A 16,704-nucleotide genomic window follows, 5' to 3' on the forward strand; every position below is an offset into this window, starting at 1 on the left:
GTACTTGGTGATCGCGGCGGTCAGCGTGGTCTTGCCGTGGTCCACGTGGCCGATCGTGCCGATGTTGCAGTGCGGTTTGGACCGCTCGAACTTTTCCTTTGCCATCTTCTAAAGACGCCTCGCCTTTTGAGGGGCCGAAAGTGACCCGGTTTCGCATCGCGGGCCGTTTATTGACTTGCAACGGGAAAATCAAGCGCCTGATGCACTTCGCGGGGTCACCAAACACAGGAATCGACATTCAGGTGTCGTTCACGTCCTCGTCAGAAGGGGCTTCAGCCGAATCATCGGCGTCCGCGGCCACCGGTCTGCCGGCGTCCGGGCCACCGAACCAGCCCTCCTTGCGCTGCTGGCGGCGCATCCATTTCTCGATCTGCAGGGCGACATTGGCCGACAGGTTGCGCATCTGCTCTTCGCTGGACTGGGTCAGGCCCGACCCCACCGCCGTCTCCGCCGAGAAGCTTTCCATGGCGGTGATCTGCTCAGGCTCGGGGTTGAGCTTGGATTGCGTCGTGTCATCCCAGGCGGTGACGTTGACGATCAGCGCCGACTTGGGGCTGAAGATCAGCGGCACGCCGGGCTGCGCAAGCACGTAGCCTTCGATGCTGACACCGAGGTGGTAAAACTTCTCGCCCTCATGGCGGCGGAACCGCTCTTCGAGAGCGCCGTCCACCGAGGCGATCCAGTCCTCGGTCGACGCTTCGCGCGACACCGGGCCCTTTACGATGTTGGGGGCGACGACGATCGCGTGGCCCAGCTTGAAATCACCGATCGGCTCTGCCGGCTTGTCGAGATCGGACTGGCCATTGGCACAGGCCCCGAGCGCGAGGGCAAGCAGGGCGGCAGAAGCGAGGCGAAACATGGACCCTCCCGGGGGGAAATACGGCGACCCGAGAGGCATAGCGCAGCAAGGCTCCGCGCGCAATTGCAGCAACCATGCAACGCAGGGGCAGACGTGTTCACCGCGCTCTTGCCCTTGGACGCGCGGACGTCATCATCTGCGCCACATCACCTTCCCGACAGAGACGGACCGACCTTGCAACCCCAGCCGATCCCGAAGACGCCGCTCCCGAAGACCGCCGCCCTTCTTGCCTCCGCCCTTCTGCTCGCCGCCTGCGCGACGCCGCGCCCCGAGGACCTGCCCCGTCCAACCGGTGCGGACGTGGCCGAACTGGCCGCGGCGATCCGCGCCCTTGGCCCGGAGGTGGACGAGGCCGAGGCTCTGCGTGCCGCGCAGATCGCATACGAGTATCCGCTGCAGCTGGCAGTGGAATACGAGATCGAGGATCCGCCCTACATTCACAACATCAAGGTCAACAACGGCACCAAGCCGCGCGGCCTATGCTACCAGTGGGCGGACGATCTCGAGGCGCGGCTGCGCATGGAGGGGTTCGACACGCTCGACCTGCACCGCGCCATTGCAAATTCGGAAAACGCCTGGCGGATCGAGCACAGCACCGTCATCGTCAGCGCCCCCGGCGACGACATGTACGACGGCATCGTGCTCGACCCGTGGCGCTGGGGCGGGGAGCTCTACTGGGGCGCCACGGTCGATGACCACGAGTACCCCTGGCTGCCGCGGCAGGAGGTGTTCCGGCGCAAGCGCGAACGCTCGGTCCAGTAACCCCCTGCCGGCTTATCAGCGCAGGACGTGCACCGCGCAGGTTGCGTGGCGCACCACCTGCGCGGCGGTGGACCCAATCAGCATGTCAGCCATGCCCGGGCGATGCGAGGCGATGACGATCAGGTCGCTGCCCTTGGCCTCGGCGTAGTCGAGGATGGTACGCCCGGAATGCCCATCGACCAGCACGGCCCGCGCGCCCGGCACCCCGGCGGCAAGCGCATCGAGGTCCGCCTGCATGGTCTTGCGTTGCTCGGCGACATGGTCGGGCGGGACATAAGCCATGACGTAGCCAGGGATCTGCTCCACCACATGCAGCAGGGTGATGGCGGCATCCTGTGCGGCCAGCCCTTGCGCCACCGCGATGGCGGCTTTCGCCTTGTCTTCGTTGTCGAATGCGACGGGAACGAGAATGTTGCGATACATGGTCCGCCTCCTTTGCGTCTCGGTCACGGTATAAACCTACCCCAAAGGATAAGACTTTGATCCATATCACCCGGGCCCAGCCTAGCTTCGGGCACCTTTAGGCCACAATCTGCCATTAAACCGTTTTTACGCCGCAGAAAGCGCGACCCCTTACAAACCTGCCCCATTAGGGCACCGCATGGCCGACTCGGCCCTGCTCGGTGTCGGCAGACGGAAAAGGAATTCGGGCACTGCGGACGCACTCGCGCCGCCGGTCCATCCACACGAAGACCAACGAGCGAGGAGCGAGCCATGCGTTACCTGATTGCCGAAACCAGCTGGAAGCTGGTGAGCCTGTCCAAGGCCATCGCCGATACCGGCACCCTTGTCACCCGCTGCGAAGGGACCGAGGACGTGGAAGATTACCACAAGATCGGCGCCCATGACGGCCTGATCGTGGATGCCGCGTTCATCGGACGCTCTACGTCGCTGTCGCGGCTGCGCGATCTGGCCCCGAACAAGCCGATCTGCGTTCTCGCCCGCAAGGCGACGCCGCAGCAGATCGCCAAGTGGCTGATGTCTGGCGCCGACACGGTCATCGACGAGGCCGCCCCCCTGCCCGAGATCATCGCCCGCATCGGCGCCGTGGCCCGCCGGACCTACCATGTGCCCCAGCCGGTACTGCACTGCGGTCCGCTGCGGCTCGACCTCGAAGCGCGGCGGGTGCACCTCGGGGACGTGACCCTTTCACTGTCGCCGAAGCTCTACGAGATAATCGAGTTCCTTGCACTGAGGGCAGGTGCGCTTGCCTCGCGCGAAGAGCTTCTGAACCACGTCTATGGATTCGAGAACGAACCGGCCCCGCGGGTCTTCGACGTTTACATGTGCAACCTGCGCAACCACCTGTCGCCGGTGTCGGACGTGCTCGGCATCGAGACGGTGCGCGGCTCCGGCTACCGGCTCGAGGTCAGTGAAGGACGTGTCGCCGCGCGCAGCGGCAAAGGCGCAATGGCAGCCTACCGCGCGGCCTGACCACACCGGGCCGGCGGCCTGCCGGCCCTCCCGTGATCTGACATGTCCTGAACATCGGCGTCGGGGCGCGGCGGCCAAGACCGGCGCAGCCGAGCCCGGCAAACCGGAGGTGTCTCCGCAAGCCCGAGCAACGACGATCTGTCCGGCAATGACCGTCCAATCCGGTGGTCAGACCGCCCGGCCCGTCGTGCCCGCCTCACCCGTTGCGGGGATACACGCCTGCCACATCGTACATCACCGGCTCGAAGCTTTTGCAGAGCTCGTGGATGTGCCGGTTGCGCTGGCGCATCTCGTCGCTGCGCAACATGGCCTGAAAATCCTCGCGGCGGGTCCACTGCGAATAGTTGGCGATGCGCGTCTGCGCGTCGTTCACATGCAGCCCCGCCCCGAGGAAGCCGGGCTGTTTCGAGATGAACATCTCGTAGGCGTCACTCAGCGCCTCGAGCAGATCCTGGCAGGTGCCGGGGGTGGTCTCGAAGGTGGTGAGCACGGTCTGGCAGGTGCTCGGACTGGTGATGGTCGGCATGCTGATTCTCCTATTCCCCGCACCAAGTCTGGCATGGCGGCGCGCCCTGCCAAAGCGTCTCCCACGCTGCGCCGCCGCATCGGCAGGGCCGCAATCCCCCCTCGTGGACGGCTCCGGCAGTTGCGCAACAGGGTGGCGAAACCACGCGAACGGCGTGAAAAATGGGGCGCACTCGCGAAACCCCTCTGCTACGCTTAAGCCAAGGCACAAAAAGAGCATGGCATGAGCAGCAGCATTTCCCCGACGATCGACGAGACCCTTCGCGAAGAGATCATCCTGCGCCCGGACATGATCCTGGACGACCGCGACCTGATGCAGGCGCTCATCGCGGCCAACGAGCGCGCCATGGGCGGCAACATCGTGGACCTGCGCGGCATCGCCATGGAACGGCTCGAGGCACGGCTCGACCGGCTCGAGGACACCCACCGCAGCGTCATCGCCGCCGCCTACGAGAACCTTGCCGGCACCAATCAGATCCATCGCGCGGTACTGCGCATGCTCGACCCGGTGGCGTTCGAGCCCTTCCTGCACGATCTTGCCGGAGAGGTTGCGCAGATCCTGCGGGTCAATTGCGTGCGGCTGGTGCTCGAGTCGTCCCAGAACGACAACGACCCGGCGATCCGCCGTCTCGGGGACGTGCTGTCGGTGGCAGAGCCGGGCTTTATCGAAGACTACCTCTCGGACGGACGCGGAGCGCCCCTGCGCGCGGTCACCTTGCGCCAGCTGTCCGAGGGCGCGCCCGAGCTTTTCGGTGACAAGGCCCAGTCGATGCGCTCCGAGGCCTGCCTCAAGCTTGATTTCGGTCCCGGCCGCCTGCCCGGCCTGCTGATCCTCGGATCCGAGGACCCGCACATGTTCACGCCGCAGCAAGGCACCGACCTGCTGGCCTTCTTCGCGGGGGTGTTCGAACGCGCCATGCGGCGCTGGCTGCAATGAGCCTCGAGATCTCTCCGGCGGCGCGCGACGCTCTGGAGAGCTGGCTGACCGGCTCTCGTGCCCTTCGGGGCATGGCCGAGAACACGCTGACCGCCTACCGCACGGACGTGGTGGAATTCATCGCCTTCCTGACCGCGCATCACGCCGAACCGCAGGGCCTGAGCCCGCTGGCGCGGGTGACCACTCCAGACATGCGGGCTTTCATGGCCCACCTCCGGGGAGGCGGCGCCGCGCCTCGGTCGATGGCGCGCAAGCTGTCGGCGGTGAAAAGCTTCTACCGCTGGCTGGCGGAACGCGAAGGGTTCGAACCCACGGCGGTGCTGCTGGCCCGAGCGCCGAAATTCCAGAAAAAGCTCCCCCGACCGCTAGCCGAAGATGCGGCGAGGGCGATGATCGACACGGTCAGCCTGCAGGCGCGGGACGGCTGGATCGGCGCGCGGGATGCGGCGGTGGTGACGCTGCTTTATGGCTGCGGCCTGCGGATTTCCGAGGCGCTGGGCCTCACGGGGCGCGACTGGCCCATGGGTGAAAGCCTGCGCATCGTCGGCAAGGGCGACAAGGAACGTATCGTGCCGGTGCTGCCCGTGGCGCGCCAGGCGGTTGGCGCATACCTCGACCTCTGCCCTTGGCCCGCCGAGCCGGACAGCCCGCTGTTCCGGGGCAAGCGTGGCGGGGCGCTGAATCCACGGCTGATTCAGAAAGTGACCGAACAGGCGCGCATGCAGCTTGGCCTGCCCGCCACGGCAACGCCCCACGCCATGCGTCACAGCTTTGCCACGCACCTGTTGTCGGCGGGCGGCGACCTGCGATCCATCCAGGAGCTGCTGGGACATGCCTCGCTTTCGACGACGCAGGCCTATACCTCGGTGGACGAGGTGCACCTTATGAAGGTTTACGAGGCCACCCACCCCAAGGCCGGCTGACGGAGCCCCTCCTCCCTGCGGGTGAGGCGCAAATCTTTTCGAAAAGATTTGCAGGCAAGGGTCTGCGGGCATACCTGTGTCCAACATTTCGCGCCCGCCCCCGACGGCCCGCGCGACAGGATATGCATGACCAGAAAGGCTGCCACCCATGAAACTGCTGAAATCCGGCGCGTCCCCCTTCTTCCGCAAGGTCATGGTCACGCTGCACGAAACCGGCCAGCTTCAGGACGTGGAGCTGGTGGAGGTCAAGAACTCCGCCCTTGCGCCCGATGCCACCGTGGCCGCCGCCAACCCGGCAGGCAAGATCCCCACGCTCGTGCGGCCTGACGGCCCTGCTATCTATGACAGCCGGGTGATCTGCCGCTATCTCGACCACCGCGCGCAGGCCGGTCTTTATCCCGACAGCCGCCTGTGGGACGTGCTGACCCTCGAGGCGTCCGCCGACGCCCTGCTCGAGGCTGCCGTGCTCATGACCTACGAGCGCCGCTTGCGCCCCGAGCACATGGTGTTCGAAGACTGGATCGAGGCGCAGTGGACCAAGGTCGACCGCATCCTCGACACGGTGAACGCCCGCTGGCTGAGTCACCTGCATGGCCCCCTCGACATGAGCCACATCGGCATCGCCTGCGGTCTGGCCTACCTCGACTTCCGCCATGACGACCGCCAGTGGCGCCGGGGCCGCGATGGGCTTGCCACTTGGTTCAAGACCTTCGCGCAGCGCGAGTCGATGACCGCCACCGCGCCCTGACACCTTTCCCGGGCTTGCCATGGCAGGCCCGCCTGCCCTACCCCGCCCCAAACAACGATCTAACCCGAGAGGACGCCACAGATGCGGATGCGCGACACTTTCATCAAGCCGATGCACCCCGAGGGGCGCAAGTTCGTCGCGATCTTCGCGGCCATCACCCTTGTCCTGTTCCTGATCTGGGAACCGCTGGGCTGGATCGGCGTAGGCCTCACGGTCTGGTGCTATTACTTCTTCCGCGATCCCGACCGGGTCACCCCCACCCGTCCCGGCCTCGTTATCAGCCCCGCCGACGGCATGGTGTCGCTGATCGAGCCCGCCGTGCCTCCGGCCGAACTTGGGATGGGGCCGCAGCCGCTGACGCGGGTGTCGGTATTCATGTCGGTGTTCAACTGCCACGTGAACCGCTCTCCGGTCGCGGGCGAGGTGCTGAACATCGCTTACCGCCCGGGCAAGTTTCTCAACGCCTCGCTCGACAAGGCCTCCGAGGACAATGAGCGCAACGCCCTGCGCATCCGGCTCGAGGATGGGCGCGAGATCGCCGTGGTGCAGATCGCCGGCCTCGTGGCGCGGCGCATCATGTGGTGGAAAAAGGACGGCGACTGGCTTGCCCGCGGCGAACGCTTCGGCCTGATCCGCTTTGGCTCGCGGCTCGATGTCTACCTGCCCGAGGGCGTCGCCCCGCTGGTCGAAATCGGCCAGACCATGGTCGCCGGTGAAACCGTGCTTGCCGACCTCGGCGTTGCGGAGGTCACCGATGGCAGCTGATCCCGAGACCCCGGGCACCGATCGGGACGCCGCAGCGGGCGCCGGCAGCCCCGCGACAGGCGCTCACGAAACGGCCACCCCCGATCCCAAACCCGCCCAGCCCAAGGCGAACGAAAAGCTGACCCTCATCCAGCTTCTGCCCAACATGCTGACCGTGGTGGCGATCTGCGCAGGCCTCACAGCGATCCGCTACGGGCTTCAGGGCAGCTACGAGATCGCCGTGCAACTTATCCTGCTTGCCGCCGTGCTCGATGGCATGGACGGACGGCTGGCGCGCGCGCTCAAGTCCGAAAGCGGCATGGGGGCCGAGCTCGACAGTCTCGCGGATTTCCTCAACTTCGGGGTGGCGCCGGGCTTCCTGCTCTACACATGGGCGCTCGAGGACAGCCGCTCCTTCGGCTGGCTCGCGGTGCTGATCTTCGCGGTCTGCGCGGTGGTGCGCCTCGCGCGGTTCAACGTACAGCGCAAGTCCGAGGACAAGGAACACGACAACGCCTATTTCACCGGCGTGCCGTCGCCCGCCGGGGCAATGCTGGTGATGCTGCCCATGGTCCTCAGCTTCGCCTTCGCCACCGGACCGTTCCTGCCAGACCTCGTGATCGTGGTGTGGATGGTGCTCGTGGGGCTGTCGATGATCAGCCGCATCCCCACCTGGTCGTTCAAGACCACCCGCATCCCGCGCAAGAACGCCAAGTTCTTCCTCGTGGCGGTGGCCTTCGCCCTCGCGGCGGCGGTAAGCTACGCGTGGATCACCCTTGCGCTGCTCTGCCTGGCCTATATCGCGGCGGTCATTATCATGCTGCCCCGCCGCAAGCTGCCGCTCTCGGGGCGCAAGGACGGCTGAGGCCCGCCATACCGGAATGCAAAGGCCGTCCGGAGACCATCCGGGCGGCCTTTTTCGTCAGCGCCCTGTCGCCTGAGCCGAGGGAAGGGCGTTCGCCGGCAACAGGGCTGGACCCACCTGCGAATTTCTCGGCGGGGACCAGATCGCCCCAGGTGTCGCTATCGCCGTCCTGCACGTAGGAAATCGCGATATGCGAGCTGCCGATGGTGTCGTTCGCGCCGTGCCACTGGTTGAGCTACGCGGGACTGCAGATGACGTCGCCAAGGGTGATCTCTTCCTTTTCCTCGCCGTCGGCCTGGCTCCAGCCCTTGCCGTCGGTCACGAAGATAGACAGGTCCACCCGGTGGGGTGTGACACGCACCGCGCGCCGCCCGAGGCTTGGGTTTCCTTGCTTGCCGGGTCGGACATGTCGGTCACGGCGTGGCCGGTGAGGTTGCCGGGGATCCGCTGAGGGGGTCGCGGGACCGGTTCGGTGTGATCTGGATGCCCCCCGGAGACGTGGCCTTGCCGCTCTCCTAAGCTGCCGCGACTGGCGCGAAGCCCGCCGTCATCAGCGCGGCACCACCGCCCAGCAGGTCCCGCTGGCTTAGGGTGAATGCCCCTACCGGAATAGCACCCATGAGCCAGCCTGATGGAACCGCGCTGCCCCAAGCAGAAGGGGCGCCCGGAAGGACGCCCCCGACAGCCGTGATGTGATCACGGCCAGATCCACAGTGGATCAGAAGTTCATCGACACGCCGAAGTTCAGGGCATTGGTCTTGATGTCGGTGTTGAGCGAGCCGCCACCGTCGAGATCCGCCTCGTTGGACGAGTAGGTGAACTGGTATTCGCCGAAGACCGAGAAGCGCTCGCTCACCGGGTAGCTCACGCCGGCGATCAGGCGCGCCGCCGGGCCAGTGTACTGGTAGCCGAAGGTCTTGTCGCCAGCGGTGGTCTCCACATCCACGTGCGGCACCGCGATGCCAAGGCCCGCGCCGACATAGGGCGTTGCGGTGCTCCACTTTTCGGGCCAGCGCTTCATTACGTTGACGGTCAGCAGGTTGAGCCCGTCGGTGAACTCCATCCGGTCAAAGCCGATATCCGCCTGCTCGTCGTCCGGTGCGTAGACCTTGGCGTGGGTGAATTCGAGCGCGTAGCCCAGCGTTTCGGACTGCCACCAAGTGCCACGGATACCGTAGTAGGGCGGCATCTCGAAGCTCTTGCCGTCCCAGCCGATCAGCGCGTCGTAGCTGCCACCACCGGGGTAGTCACCCGAGGCGCGGCTGTGCGGGGCGGTCTGCCAGCCAGTGTAGACGGAGAGCTCCATGTCCTGCGCGACCGCCTGCGAGGCGGCAAGCGCGGAAATCGAGACCGATGCAGCAAGAATCAAGGTTTTCATGAGGTGTCTTCCGGCCAATGGGAAATGCGTGATACCGCTTTATGCGCCCCCCCCTTCTCGCATGCAATTGCGACACATGCGCACTTCTTGCAATCACAAGTTCATGATTGCTTTACGGACACATGACAGATCGCTAGAAACGCGAGCGGGAACACCGTTTCGGGAGACGGCGACCTTAGGGAACATGGCCTGCAAACGGCTGTGAGGAATGGAGATTACCCCGTGACACAAGCAGAAGATCACGAAGGCACTCGGAGGGACTTCCTCTATTATGCAACCGCAGGTGCAGGCGTCGTCGCGACTGGTGCCGCCGTCTGGCCGCTCGTCAACCAGATGAACCCGTCGGCGGACGTGCGTGCACTCAGCACCATCCGAGTCGACGTGTCCGGCGTGGAACTGGGCACTCAGCTGACGGTGCAGTACCTCGGCAAGCCGGTGTTCATCCGCCGCCGCACAGAGGCCGAGATCGAGGACGCGCGCGGTGTCGAGATGAGCCAGCTCGTCGACCCGATCGCGCGCAACCCCAACATTGCAGACGGTGCCGACGCGACAGACGCCAACCGCGCGCTGGACGACACCGGCGAATGGCTGGTGATGATGGGTGTGTGCACCCACCTTGGCTGCGTGCCGCTGGGCAACGCGGGTGAATATACCGCCGGCGGCGTAGGTGGCTGGTTCTGCCCCTGCCACGGCTCGCACTACGATACCGCCGGACGCATCCGGCAAGGTCCGGCTCCGCAGAACCTGCCGGTTCCCGTTGCGGAATTCGTCGACGAATCCACCATTCTGCTGGGCTAAGGGAGGCACGCAAAGATGTCGGGTATTCCGCACGACCATTACGAACCCAAGACCGGCCCCGAGCGCTGGCTGCACAAGCGGCTGCCGATCGTCGGGCTGCTGGTCGACACCATCATGATCCCCACGCCCAAGAACCTGAACTGGATGTGGATCTGGGGCATCATCCTTACTTTCTGCCTGGCGCTGCAGATCATCACCGGCATCGTGCTGGTCATGCACTACACGCCGCACGTGGACATGGCCTTTGCCTCGATCGAGCACATCATGCGCGACGTGAACGGCGGCTTCATGCTACGCTACCTGCATATGAACGGCGCGTCGCTGTTCTTTGTCGCCGTGTACATGCACATCTTCCGCGGCCTCTACTACGGGTCCTACAAGTCCCCGCGCGAGGTGACGTGGATCATCGGCATGCTGATCTACCTGTGCATGATGGGCACCGCCTTCATGGGCTATGTGCTTCCCTGGGGTCAGATGTCCTTCTGGGGCGCGACCGTGATCACCGGCCTCTTCGGCGCCATCCCCTTCATCGGCGAGCCGATCCAGACCTGGCTTCTGGGTGGACCGGCGGTGGACAACGCGACGCTGAACCGCTTCTTCTCGCTGCACTACCTGCTGCCCTTCGTCATCGCGGCGCTCGTGGCAGTGCACATCTGGGCCTTCCACTCGACCGGCAACAACAACCCCACGGGTGTTGAAGTGCGCCGCGCCTCGAAGGCCGAGGCCGAGAAGGACACGGTGCCGTTCTGGCCCTATTACGTCATCAAGGACGTGTTCGCCCTCGCGGTGATCCTCGCGGTGTTCTGGGCCATCGTCGGCTTCATGCCCAACTACCTCGGCCACCCGGACAACTACATCGAGGCGAACCCGCTGGCGACGCCGGCGCACATCGTACCCGAATGGTACTTCCTGCCATTCTACGCGATCCTGCGTGCCTTCACGTCGGAAGTCTGGGTCGTGCAGATCGCAAGCTTCATCACCGGCGGCATCGTCGATGCCAAGTTCTTCGGTGTGCTTGCCATGTTCGGCGCCATCATCGCCATGGCCCTCGCGCCGTGGCTCGACACCTCGTCGGTGCGCTCGGGCCGCTATCGCCCGCAGTTCAAGTGGTGGTTCTGGCTGCTGGTGATCGACTTCATCGCACTGATGTGGCTGGGCGCCATGCCCGCCGAAGAGCCCTATGCCAGCTTCTCGCTGATCGGCGCGGCCTACTGGTTCGGCTACTTCTTCGTGATCCTGCCGCTGCTCGGTGTCTTTGAAAAGCCGCTGCCGCGTCCCGCGACCATCGAAGAAGATTTCGAGGCGCACAAGGCCAAGACCGGCGGCACAAAGACCGTCGTGAACCCGGCCGAGTGAGAGAGAGGACAATGAAGATGTTCAAGAAACTTGCCCTTTCGACCGCGATTGCCCTCGGGCTTGCCGGCAGCGCTTTTGCTGCCGGTGAGGGCGGCCACGTCGAAGACTACAGCTTCTCCTTTGAAGGGCCGTTCGGCACCTTCGACCAGGACCAGCTGCAGCGCGGCCTGCAGGTCTACACCGAGGTCTGCTCGGCCTGTCACGGCCTGAGATACGTGCCCCTGCGCACGCTCAGCGACGACGGCGGTCCCTCCTTCTCGGAAGACGAAGTGCGCGCCTATGCGGAGCAGAACTTCGAGGTCTTCGACGAAGAGCTCGACGATTTCCGCCCGGCCATCCCGACCGACCACTTCCCCGCCAACGACAGCGTCGGGGCCCCCGACCTGTCGATGATGGCCAAGGCACGCGCGGGCTTCCACGGCCCCTACGGCACTGGCCTCAGCCAGCTGTTCAACGGCATGGGCGGCGCGGAATACATCGCTTCGATCCTCACCGGCTACACCGGCGAGGAAAAGACCGAAGCGGGCGCACTGTTCTACGAGAACACCGCCTTCCCGAGCGGCTGGATCTCGATGGCCCCGCCGCTGATGGACGACTCGGTGGAATATGCCGGCGGCTACCCCGCCACGCTCGAACACCAAGCGCAAGACGTAGCGGCCTTCCTGATGTGGACGGCCGAGCCGAAGATGATGGCGCGCAAGCACGCGGGCTTTGTCGGCGTGATCTTCCTGACGCTGCTGTCGGTGCTGCTGTACCTGACCAACAAGCGCATCTGGCGCCCGATCAAGTACAAGAGCTGATACCGCTCACCTTAAAAACGAAAAGCCCTGCCATCACGGCGGGGCTTTTTGGCTTCATGGGCACGCCCCGGCCCATTTGAAAGCGCCTCTGCCTTATCATCGAACAACGCCCGCGTGCTGCCCAGCACAGGCTCCATGCCAGTCGCCACGCCCCTCACCCCCCGGCTACAGCGTACGCCTTGCTTCGCAGGCAAGGCGGACCGAAAGCATCAAGGCCCCGAGCTGCTCTTCCGCGATCGCCAACTGCGCCTGCATCTCGATCTTGGGTGCCAGCTCCCCCCCGGACGGGCCCATCGAGGGCACTTTCTCAGAGACAGCATCACCATCAGCCTGCCCCCAGCTGCAGGTACGCCACTTCCGCTTCAGCATTAAACGACAACGGCGGCTGCGAAACACGAACCCAGCCAGCACGCCCTGCTTTCCAAGGTTCAACATTCTCGACAGACCAGAGCCCACGTTGCCCAAGTGGCCGCTGAACGCCGCGATCAGGCGACGCACCGCCTTCACGACCACCTGCACACAAGGCGCGCCCCTCGGGAGCAACCAGCACTTCGCGCCTCGGGAAGCTGCTTCGCGTCAAGGCCACTGCATCACAGGCAGGGCCCCTCCCACCGCAGACAGAATATCCAGATCAGGCGCGATCACGGCCCCCGCCAGCGACGGAACCGCCACGCGTTCCAGACTTTCCTGCGCGGGTTCTAAGCCATGATACCGACGTTATCAGCCACCCCAAGTATCGCTCAAGATCTCTCTGGAGGGTGCCACAGGCGTTCGGGGTATGGATGGAAGCAGAGCGTCAACCGAAGACGAATCGCAGAAGGACTTTGTTTGCCCTGTCCGTCGGCAGGGACGACGGCGGCAGGTTCCCCCGATGCAGCGTGACATGTCCGATACCACACGCCCCGTTTAACATTTCGGAGCTGACGACGTCCCTATGCGGCTGTCACTCTCCAGCGAGCGAAATGGCTGCCGACAGCCAAGCTAGACCCAAGTATCGTAGCCGCAATCGACCTCGACCATCTTCTGAAGGAACACGCCAAGCCCACATCCAGACACGGCGAGATCGCCGGTATTGATGCTTAGACCTGGGCTGTCGGCCGGTCCATTCCCATCTGCCGATCTGATACAAAGGTAGTGGCCGCCGCAGCCGTATCGGGGAACATGTGAGGAAAAAGTACGTCCCGAGTGCCGCCGTAATCTTCTCTCCACCGGTGTCATCGGGTCGTTTCACCCGTCCCGCACAATTCATCTGGGCACGGCAATTGGCGCCCGCCCCACAGAGGTCGGAGACCCGTGGCCCACGCGCGCAGGTGAAATCCCTTGAGGCGAAGGCGCGGCTGCCATAGGTAGCGCCGGACCGCATGTCTGCGCACGTCAGCCCCCGGGAGAGCCACCATGAGCATGAACACCTTCGGCCACTTGTTCCGCGTCACCACTTGGGGCGAAAGCCACGGCCCGGCGCTTGGCGCGACAGTCGACGGCTGTCCTCCCGGCGTCGAGATCGACGAAGCGACGCTCCAGCACTGGCTTGACCGGCGCAAACCCGGCCAGAACAAGTTCACCACCCAGCGGCGCGAACCTGACGAGGTGCGAATCCTGTCAGGCCTCTTCGAAGGGCGCACCACAGGCACCCCGGTGCAGCTGATGATCGAGAATACCGACCAGCGGTCGAAAGATTATGGCGATATCGCCGAGAAATTCCGGCCCGGCCACGCGGACATCACTTACTGGCAAAAATATGGCATTCGTGATTACCGCGGTGGCGGGCGGTCTTCGGCCCGCGAAACCGCCGCGCGGGTCGCCGCAGGCGGCTTGGCCCGTGCCGCGCTTGCGACTTTGGCCCCACAGATCGAGATCACTGGCTACATGGTGCAGGTGGGGCCCCACGGCATCGACCGCTCGGCAATGGACATGACCGAGATCGAGAACAATCCGTTCTGGTGCCCCGATGCCAAGGCGGCCGAGGGCTGGGCCGATTATCTCGACGGACTGCGCAAAGCCGGCGACAGCGTCGGCGCAGTGATCGAGGTGATTGCGCGCGGCGTCCCCTCGGGGCTTGGCGCGCCGATCTACGGCAAGCTCGATACGGATCTGGCAGCGGCTGCCATGTCGATCAACGCGGTGAAAGCGGTCGAGATCGGTGAAGGCATGGCTTCGGCGGCATTGCGAGGTTCGGAGAATGCCGACGAGATTGCCATGGGACCTGATGGGCCGGTGTATTCATCGAACCACGCCGGCGGCATCCTTGGGGGCATCTCCACCGGACAGGACATCGTGCTGCGGTTCGCGGTAAAACCGACTTCGTCGATCCTGACCGAGCGTCGCACCATCACCAAATCCGGTGAGGACACCACCATCATCACCAAAGGTCGGCACGATCCCTGCGTCGGAATCCGGGCGGTGCCGGTCGGCGAAGCCATGGTGGCCTGCGTCCTGCTTGACCACCTGTTGCTCCACCGTGGGCAAGTTGGCGAGAACCAAGGGCAAATTGGCTGAAGGCACCAGTCCTGCCGAGGTCGCAACAGTCATGCCCTCCTCCGAGCGGCTTTCATTGGACGGACCGCTCTTGCGTCCTGCCACACGCTGGCAGGAAGTAAGAGGCCTTTGCCCTAAGCTTTCGTCCCGCGATACCTATGAGTCGGAGAGCCCTGGGCGGGCTATCTGATGCCGTCTTCAGAAATCTTCCCACTGCGCGCCTGAGTTCACCGCAACCTTCTGCGGCATGGGAACAGCCGCTTGACCCGAGCCGGCCATTGGCAGCGCGTCGTCAATTTCCTCGAAGGGGACAGCGATGGGGTCCACCTCCTGCCGGCCATCAACACCGCTGCCCGAGAAATTGGCCAGCTGGGTCGTCAGACGATCCGCTTCTTGGCTGAGCTGCTGGCTGGCCGTGCTCGTTTCTCCAACCATGGCCGCGTTCTGCTGAGTGACCTTGTCCAGTTCTGCGACACCCACGTTGATCTCCTGCACACCGGCAGCCTGCTCTCGTGCTGCCGAGGCGATCTCGGAAACCATGCCGGAAACCTCGCTGACGTAGCGGACGATATCCGCAAGGCTATCGCCGGTCTGCTCTACCAGCTGCCCGCCATCCTTCACCTGCTGCGAGCTGTTGGACACCAGCGCCTTGATCTCGCGGGCGGATTCGGATGCGCGCTGCGCCAGCGAACGGACCTCGGAGGCAACCACCGAGAAGCCCTTGCCGCTCTCGCCAGCACGCGCAGCCTCGACACCGGCGTTGAGCGCCAGCAGGTTGGTCTGGAAGGCGATGTCATCAATGACACCGATGATCTGAGTGATCTGATCTGAAGACGTGGCGATGGAGCTCATTGCCTGAAGCGCGCGGTCCATCACTTCACCCGCCTCTTCGGCACGACGGCGGCCATCCCCTGCCCGCTTGTCAGCCGCGTCCGCGTTTTCTGCAGCTGTCTTCACGCTGCTCGACAGTTGCTCGAGCGCCGCAGCGGATTCTTCGAGGGTGGCGGCCTGCACCTCGGACCGGCGCGACATCTCAGTAGACATCTGCGACAGCCCCTGGGAACTGCGCTGTACCATTTTCGCGGAATCCTGAAGGGACAGGATGAGGTCGCCTATCTTCTCGCACAGGCTGTTGAAATCGCCGCAAATGTCCGCGTAGCTCTGGCCAAGATCCTGCCATTCGGACGGGTCGATCCGGTCCTCGAACTTGCCATCCGACAGATGCTCCATCGCCTTGCCCAGCGTTCCGAAAAGCGCGACGCGACGGTCATTCGCTGCGCGTTCCTTGGCATCCGCCAGATCGGCGGACCGCAGCGACTCGCGCAGGGACTCGAGATTGCGGGCAATCACGCCGGCTTCGTCGCCCCGATCCGTGCCTGAAATCTCGATATCGTAGTTGCCGGCAGAAATCGCCTCCACATCCTTGGCCGAGCGGGACAGCGGCCGCGCGATGACGCCGCCGAAGAAGAACACCATCAGCATTGAAACCGCAGTGATCCCGGCCAGCGACAGCAGCAGCATCGTCATGCTGTTGCTCACGCTTTCCTTGGTGCGATCCTCGGTCTGAACGGCGGTGACGCGGGTGACCTCCTGAATGTCATCAACGGTGGCGATTTCTACCCCGATTGCCTGGAAGATGTCGCGCGCGGTCGCCTGAATAGTCGACGGGGCCTGTCCTGACGTCCAGTCGAGTTCGGAAGCGCGGGCAGACAGGTCGCTGATCCGGGCGCTTACCCCAAGCAGTGCCTCGGCGTAATCTTCGCGCAGAGCAGTGGAGACGCGCGGATCGGTGAACTTGTGCAGATCCTGCGCGATCACATCGGTCACCTCTTTGAAGTTGCCCACCATACTTTCGACAGCGTTCTGATCCCCCGCGGCGAATTCCATCACGTTCACTCGCGCCTGTTCCATGTCTTCGCGGATAAGAGCAATGGTCTCGTTCTGCACCACCCTGTCAAAGGCAAGCTGGATGTCGCGCGCCACCCTGCTCTGGACGCTCCAGCTCAAGATGCCGCTTGCCAAGATCAGCAGGGCAAAGGCCATGCCCAGGGCCATGATCTGAATACGGATAGGGAATTTCTTTATCACAGGGTCTCTCCA

The 16,704-nt window shown here is 64.5% G+C and carries 19 protein-coding genes; 11 read left to right on the top strand and 8 right to left on the bottom strand.

The annotated features are described in order from the left end of the window. The coding region (locus IEX41_RS16065) for a GTP-binding protein (RefSeq protein WP_229673040.1) at nucleotides 1–105 on the bottom strand (105 nt) is incomplete at its 3' end. Nucleotides 106–238: 133 nt separating this feature from the next. Next, nucleotides 239–859 carry a hypothetical protein gene (locus IEX41_RS16070; protein ID WP_188791293.1) on the bottom strand — a complete coding sequence of 207 codons (621 nt, stop codon included), beginning with the start codon at nucleotides 857–859 and terminating at the stop codon, nucleotides 239–241. Nucleotides 860–1,033: 174 nt separating this feature from the next. Here IEX41_RS16070 and IEX41_RS16075 point away from each other — a divergent pair, with 174 nt between their 5' ends. Beyond that, nucleotides 1,034–1,621: a hypothetical protein gene (locus IEX41_RS16075; protein WP_229673290.1), complete on the top strand. Its 588-nt coding sequence runs from the start codon at nucleotides 1,034–1,036 to the stop codon at nucleotides 1,619–1,621. Nucleotides 1,622–1,636: 15 nt separating this feature from the next. Here IEX41_RS16075 and IEX41_RS16080 read toward each other — a convergent pair whose 3' ends face one another. After that, nucleotides 1,637–2,044: a universal stress protein gene (locus tag IEX41_RS16080; protein ID WP_188791294.1), complete on the bottom strand. Its 408-nt coding sequence runs from the start codon at nucleotides 2,042–2,044 to the stop codon at nucleotides 1,637–1,639. Between the two features lie 291 nt (nucleotides 2,045–2,335). Between IEX41_RS16080 and IEX41_RS16085 the strand changes: the two genes are divergently transcribed. Continuing rightward, on the top strand, nucleotides 2,336–3,055 hold the full coding sequence (locus IEX41_RS16085) for a response regulator transcription factor (RefSeq protein ID WP_188791295.1): 720 nt from the start codon (nucleotides 2,336–2,338) through the stop codon (nucleotides 3,053–3,055). Nucleotides 3,056–3,251: 196 nt separating this feature from the next. On the opposite strand, the gene IEX41_RS16090 is transcribed toward IEX41_RS16085, so the two are convergent. Continuing rightward, on the bottom strand, nucleotides 3,252–3,581 hold the full coding sequence (locus tag IEX41_RS16090; protein WP_188791296.1) for an antibiotic biosynthesis monooxygenase family protein: 330 nt from the start codon (nucleotides 3,579–3,581) through the stop codon (nucleotides 3,252–3,254). Between the two features lie 222 nt (nucleotides 3,582–3,803). Here IEX41_RS16090 and IEX41_RS16095 point away from each other — a divergent pair, with 222 nt between their 5' ends. The 5 genes from IEX41_RS16095 (at nucleotide 3,804) to pssA (ending at nucleotide 7,797) form a co-directional block, all read left to right on the top strand. Then, a complete protein-coding gene (locus tag IEX41_RS16095) occupies nucleotides 3,804–4,517 on the top strand; it encodes a DUF484 family protein (protein WP_188791297.1) in 714 nt (237 codons plus the stop codon). Beyond that, nucleotides 4,514–5,440, top strand: a complete 927-nt coding sequence (locus IEX41_RS16100; RefSeq protein WP_188791298.1) for a tyrosine recombinase XerC — start codon at nucleotides 4,514–4,516, stop codon at nucleotides 5,438–5,440. The genes IEX41_RS16095 and IEX41_RS16100 overlap by 4 nt, the downstream gene beginning before the upstream one ends. A gap of 148 nt (nucleotides 5,441–5,588) precedes the next feature. After that, nucleotides 5,589–6,188 carry a glutathione S-transferase gene (locus tag IEX41_RS16105; RefSeq protein WP_188791299.1) on the top strand — a complete coding sequence of 200 codons (600 nt, stop codon included), beginning with the start codon at nucleotides 5,589–5,591 and terminating at the stop codon, nucleotides 6,186–6,188. 81 nt (nucleotides 6,189–6,269) lie between these two features. Further along, nucleotides 6,270–6,953 (top strand): phosphatidylserine decarboxylase, encoded by a 684-nt coding sequence (locus tag IEX41_RS16110; RefSeq protein WP_188791300.1) that lies wholly within the window; start codon nucleotides 6,270–6,272, stop codon nucleotides 6,951–6,953. Nucleotides 6,954–7,098: 145 nt separating this feature from the next. Continuing rightward, the gene (gene pssA, locus IEX41_RS16115; RefSeq protein WP_229673315.1) at nucleotides 7,099–7,797 is read left to right on the top strand and encodes a CDP-diacylglycerol--serine O-phosphatidyltransferase; all 699 of its coding nucleotides are present in this window, start codon (nucleotides 7,099–7,101) and stop codon (nucleotides 7,795–7,797) included. 235 nt (nucleotides 7,798–8,032) lie between these two features. Here the strand turns inward: pssA and IEX41_RS21740 are convergent, their stop codons facing one another. Further along, on the bottom strand, nucleotides 8,033–8,158 hold the full coding sequence (locus IEX41_RS21740; RefSeq protein WP_277874187.1) for a cupin domain-containing protein: 126 nt from the start codon (nucleotides 8,156–8,158) through the stop codon (nucleotides 8,033–8,035). A 357-nt stretch (nucleotides 8,159–8,515) separates the two neighbouring features. Then, a complete protein-coding gene (locus tag IEX41_RS16120) occupies nucleotides 8,516–9,175 on the bottom strand; it encodes an outer membrane protein (RefSeq protein WP_188791302.1) in 660 nt (219 codons plus the stop codon). 222 nt (nucleotides 9,176–9,397) lie between these two features. Here IEX41_RS16120 and petA point away from each other — a divergent pair, with 222 nt between their 5' ends. The 3 genes from petA to IEX41_RS16135 are packed head-to-tail and all read left to right on the top strand — an operon-like array spanning nucleotide 9,398 to nucleotide 12,129. Then, complete coding sequence (gene petA, locus IEX41_RS16125) at nucleotides 9,398–9,973, top strand: ubiquinol-cytochrome c reductase iron-sulfur subunit (RefSeq protein WP_188791303.1); 576 nt, start codon at nucleotides 9,398–9,400, stop codon at nucleotides 9,971–9,973. Between the two features lie 15 nt (nucleotides 9,974–9,988). Beyond that, on the top strand, nucleotides 9,989–11,329 hold the full coding sequence (petB, locus tag IEX41_RS16130; RefSeq protein ID WP_188791304.1) for a cytochrome b: 1,341 nt from the start codon (nucleotides 9,989–9,991) through the stop codon (nucleotides 11,327–11,329). A gap of 17 nt (nucleotides 11,330–11,346) precedes the next feature. After that, nucleotides 11,347–12,129, top strand: coding sequence for a cytochrome c1 (locus IEX41_RS16135; RefSeq protein WP_188791305.1), 783 nt, complete (start codon nucleotides 11,347–11,349; stop codon nucleotides 12,127–12,129). Between the two features lie 165 nt (nucleotides 12,130–12,294). Here IEX41_RS16135 and IEX41_RS16140 read toward each other — a convergent pair whose 3' ends face one another. Continuing rightward, nucleotides 12,295–12,648 (bottom strand): hypothetical protein, encoded by a 354-nt coding sequence (locus IEX41_RS16140; RefSeq protein WP_188791306.1) that lies wholly within the window; start codon nucleotides 12,646–12,648, stop codon nucleotides 12,295–12,297. Between the two features lie 876 nt (nucleotides 12,649–13,524). Between IEX41_RS16140 and aroC the strand changes: the two genes are divergently transcribed. Continuing rightward, nucleotides 13,525–14,625, top strand: coding sequence for a chorismate synthase (gene aroC, locus IEX41_RS16145; protein ID WP_188791307.1), 1,101 nt, complete (start codon nucleotides 13,525–13,527; stop codon nucleotides 14,623–14,625). Between the two features lie 177 nt (nucleotides 14,626–14,802). Here the strand turns inward: aroC and IEX41_RS16150 are convergent, their stop codons facing one another. Further along, nucleotides 14,803–16,692: a methyl-accepting chemotaxis protein gene (locus IEX41_RS16150; RefSeq protein ID WP_229673297.1), complete on the bottom strand. Its 1,890-nt coding sequence runs from the start codon at nucleotides 16,690–16,692 to the stop codon at nucleotides 14,803–14,805. Nucleotides 16,693–16,704 lie beyond the last annotated feature (12 nt).

This window comes from Salipiger pallidus, from assembly GCF_014643635.1.
In the GTDB taxonomy this organism is placed as follows: Bacteria; Pseudomonadota; Alphaproteobacteria; order Rhodobacterales; family Rhodobacteraceae; genus Salipiger; species Salipiger pallidus.

What these genes read in the sequence shown, in the direction of transcription:
- IEX41_RS16070 (WP_188791293.1), bottom strand. Translation starts at nt 859, where the DNA reads ATGTTTCGCCTCGCTTCTGCCGCCCTGCTTGCCCTCGCGCTCGGGGCC.
- IEX41_RS16080 (WP_188791294.1), bottom strand. Translation starts at nt 2,044, where the DNA reads ATGTATCGCAACATTCTCGTTCCCGTCGCATTCGACAACGAAGACAAG.
- IEX41_RS16085 (WP_188791295.1), top strand. Translation starts at nt 2,336, where the DNA reads ATGCGTTACCTGATTGCCGAAACCAGCTGGAAGCTGGTGAGCCTGTCC.
- IEX41_RS16090 (WP_188791296.1), bottom strand. Translation starts at nt 3,581, where the DNA reads ATGCCGACCATCACCAGTCCGAGCACCTGCCAGACCGTGCTCACCACC.
- IEX41_RS16095 (WP_188791297.1), top strand. Translation starts at nt 3,804, where the DNA reads ATGAGCAGCAGCATTTCCCCGACGATCGACGAGACCCTTCGCGAAGAG.
- IEX41_RS16100 (WP_188791298.1), top strand. Translation starts at nt 4,514, where the DNA reads ATGAGCCTCGAGATCTCTCCGGCGGCGCGCGACGCTCTGGAGAGCTGG.
- IEX41_RS16105 (WP_188791299.1), top strand. Translation starts at nt 5,589, where the DNA reads ATGAAACTGCTGAAATCCGGCGCGTCCCCCTTCTTCCGCAAGGTCATG.
- IEX41_RS16110 (WP_188791300.1), top strand. Translation starts at nt 6,270, where the DNA reads ATGCGGATGCGCGACACTTTCATCAAGCCGATGCACCCCGAGGGGCGC.
- pssA (WP_229673315.1), top strand. Translation starts at nt 7,099, where the DNA reads ATGCTGACCGTGGTGGCGATCTGCGCAGGCCTCACAGCGATCCGCTAC.
- IEX41_RS16120 (WP_188791302.1), bottom strand. Translation starts at nt 9,175, where the DNA reads ATGAAAACCTTGATTCTTGCTGCATCGGTCTCGATTTCCGCGCTTGCC.
- petB (WP_188791304.1), top strand. Translation starts at nt 9,989, where the DNA reads ATGTCGGGTATTCCGCACGACCATTACGAACCCAAGACCGGCCCCGAG.
- IEX41_RS16135 (WP_188791305.1), top strand. Translation starts at nt 11,347, where the DNA reads ATGTTCAAGAAACTTGCCCTTTCGACCGCGATTGCCCTCGGGCTTGCC.
- aroC (WP_188791307.1), top strand. Translation starts at nt 13,525, where the DNA reads ATGAGCATGAACACCTTCGGCCACTTGTTCCGCGTCACCACTTGGGGC.